Consider the following 2,283-nt stretch of genomic DNA (forward strand, 5'->3'; position numbering starts at 1 on the left):
TTGCTGATCCGACGACAATACAGAACCCGTTTTATCTGCTAGCCCCGGAATGGGGACGCTATGCGCTGGTGATTCTGGCGACAGTGGCAACCATCATCGCTTCACAGGCTGTGATCTCCGGCGCCTTTTCCATCACCCAGCAGGCGATGCAACTCGGCTACACCCCCCGCCTGGAAATTCAGCACACCTCAGATCGGCAAATAGGCCAGATCTATTTGCCGGCCATAAATTGGCTGCTGCTCGCATCGATCATTGCTCTGGTTGTCGGGTTCGGCTCGTCCTCAAACCTGGCTGCCGCCTACGGCATTGCCGTTACCGGAACCATGCTTATCACCAATTTTCTGGCCATAGCTGTAGCGATTCGATTGTGGCATTGGAGTCCGTTGCGCGCCGTTCTGGGGGCATTACCCTTTATTTGCATTGATCTCGGATTTTTCCTGGCCAACTCAGTGAAAATTCCAGACGGTGGTTGGTTCCCACTGGTATTCGGCATGGCTATTTTCATCTTGCTGACCACCTGGAAACGTGGCCGAGAACTGCTGAGTGAACGCTTGGCGGCCGAAGCGATGCAGTTGCAGCCCTTCATCGCCAATATTGTCGAAGGCGGCGTTCAGCGTGTACCTGGGACGGCTGTATTCCTGACCGCAGAGCCAGAGTCCGTGCCGCATGCCATGATTCACAGTCTGAAGCATTACAAAGCACTGCATGAGCAGATCATTATCCTGAGCGTGAAGGTACTTGATGTTCCTTATGTTCTTATTGACGACCGCCTAATGATTCGTCGCCTGGCGAGCAACTTCGCACAAGTGGTCGTGCAATATGGTTTTAAGGACGAACCAGATATTCCTGCAGCATTGGTCCTGGCAAGTGAGGCTGGGCTGGAGATCAACATGATGGATACGTCGTTCTTCCTCGGGCGAGAAACGCTGATTCCGAAGTTAGGTTCAAGCATGGCCTATTGGCGCGCCCTGATTTTTGTGGCGATGTTCCGCAATGCCAGTAGCGTTACTGCCTTCTTCAAAATCCCCTCTAATCGGGTGGTCGAATTGGGTACTCAGGTGGTGCTATAGCGCTATCCCTCACGACCTGTCTCTAATGAATAGAGTGGGGTGCCCGGGGTCATGGCGTAAGCGTCTGCCAAACCTACCTTCCTGATGCCTACGCTTATGTAGTACTGAAGCAGGTGCGTCGACCGACCGCTATTGGCCGATTTTTGCCGTTGCGGCGGTGTACTTCGAACAGGTTCATTCAGCAAGAGGATGTCAGCGCTGAGATAGATGAAGGCGGACAAGTGAGACTGGTGGGCTGCCTACCCACGATTCGAGCGTTAGATCATCATTTCTCGGTCATTCCCTAATCGCTTCCAGACCAGCAGAGCGGTGAGTCGGTAGTAATACCGGGTGGTATCGGAGTGTTCTTTTAGGTGCTGAGTGAGAAACCAGCGCACATGCTTGAGCTGCCAGGTCCAGGGATTGTCTCGCTGCCATCGCTGTTGAATGGCCGCTTGCATGGCTCGGGCTTGCCGTAGGTGGCGTTGCTGCGTGACCTTCGAGCCGGTCAGTACGCCGCTCAGGAACAGCGCCATATCGAAGGGCTTGCTCACGCTCGACCTCCAATGTACGCCGACACCACATCGATCCGGTTATGCCCCAGCTCAAGGCTGATTTGTTGGCGCGCCTGTCGATCCAGTTCACGGTCAATGCGATAGCACTGTCCACCATTGACCGGTGCAGCGTGCCCGGTGAGTTGCTCGTAGCGCTCGCAGGCGTAGGCTGCACGCAGTTCATGAAAACCCTTCAGCCCGTGTTCATGCAGCACTTCGCGGGCGGGGAGCACGGTCTGTTGCAGGAATACGGCGTAGCTTTCGTCGCGGGCCAGCAAGTTGCGGCTGCCGGGCGGCGACGCATGACGAGCCAACTGCAGCGCCGCTTTCACCTCTTCATTGGCCACGATCCAGCGCGGCGCGGAAGCCCCTGAGCGACCGCCTTTGGTGCCGTCCTGGATGTTGATGCGGCCTAAGCGTTCGGCTTCGCGGTAAAGTCGTGGTAGGTCAGCCAGGATCGCTTCGCGCAGGCGCATGCCGGTTGCTCGGGCCAACAGGACAATCGCGGCCACCCGCTCGTGGTGCTGTTCGCCAAGTGCCTCGAGTACTCGCCGCACCTGTTGATGGTCTTGGCCATCGGGCGCGCGGGTGCGTACGCTCGAGCGGTGCTGTCCCAACGCCTGGCTCGGACTGGCGATCCTCACGTCCTGATCACCGCGCAGCGCGGCGAGGGTGCGGTT

General features: G+C 57.2%; 3 protein-coding genes. 1 reads left to right on the plus strand and 2 read right to left on the minus strand.

Features of this window, described 5'->3' with window-relative positions; translation table 11 throughout:
* On the plus strand, positions 1–1,070 hold a 1,070-nt coding region (locus tag ACXRVY_RS24965), incomplete at its 5' end, for a KUP/HAK/KT family potassium transporter (RefSeq protein ID WP_458238515.1).
* A gap of 257 nt (positions 1,071–1,327) precedes the next feature.
* Here the strand turns inward: ACXRVY_RS24965 and ACXRVY_RS24970 are convergent.
* Together ACXRVY_RS24970 and ACXRVY_RS24975 are read right to left on the minus strand one after the other, a co-directional pair.
* Positions 1,328–1,603, minus strand: coding sequence for a hypothetical protein (locus ACXRVY_RS24970; RefSeq protein ID WP_223461104.1), 276 nt, complete (start codon positions 1,601–1,603; stop codon positions 1,328–1,330).
* On the minus strand, positions 1,600–2,283 hold a 684-nt coding region (locus tag ACXRVY_RS24975; protein WP_458238516.1), incomplete at its 5' end, for an integrase domain-containing protein. The genes ACXRVY_RS24975 and ACXRVY_RS24970, both read right to left, overlap by 4 nt.

The organism is Pseudomonas sp. P5_A2_2 (assembly GCF_054177685.1).